Source organism: Haloferax sp. Atlit-6N (assembly GCF_003383195.1).
In the GTDB taxonomy this organism is placed as follows: Archaea; Halobacteriota; Halobacteria; order Halobacteriales; family Haloferacaceae; genus Haloferax; species Haloferax gibbonsii.
This window is the reverse complement of the sequence record NZ_QEQJ01000289.1, coordinates 1-470: the sequence shown is the minus strand read 5'-3', so window position 1 is coordinate 470 and position 470 is coordinate 1. Positions and strand designations below refer to the sequence as shown.

General features: G+C 64.9%; 1 pseudogene. It reads left to right on the top strand.

Annotated features, from left to right (window positions below):
• Positions 1-378: pseudogene (locus DEQ92_RS22390) on the top strand (3-octaprenyl-4-hydroxybenzoate carboxy-lyase); the annotation flags it as partial.
• Positions 379-470: the final 92 nt, after the last annotated feature.

Below are 470 nucleotides of genomic sequence, written 5' to 3'. Positions count from 1 at the left end.
TCGTTCTCGCGCCTGTTCGACAAGGTCGTCGTCCTCGACACCGAGACGGCGCCGATGGATCTCGGGCGGGCCTTCGACGACATCTGGGTGAAAGCCCACCCCGCGAACGACTGGGAGTTCTCCGACTCGGAGGCGCCTGCCGCGACCGCGACCCACTACCGACGCGACGGGTCGACGGGTGCGAACGTCTACGACAACGCCGCCTGGGACCCTCGCTGGGACGAAGAGTACATCGCCCCACGGGTCACGTTCGAGACGACGTACCCCGAGGATCTCCGTGAAGCCGTACGCACGGACTGGATGGACCTCGGATTCGACAACGGTCCCGAACACGAACCCGGCCACACAGAACGCGCGGACGAATCCGGTGAGAACTGACGATGTCTGAAGAACCCCTCGCTGTCGAACGTATCGCTCACACTGCGGCCAGTCCCGAAGGCGCAAACAGCACGTACGTCGTCCCCGAACGC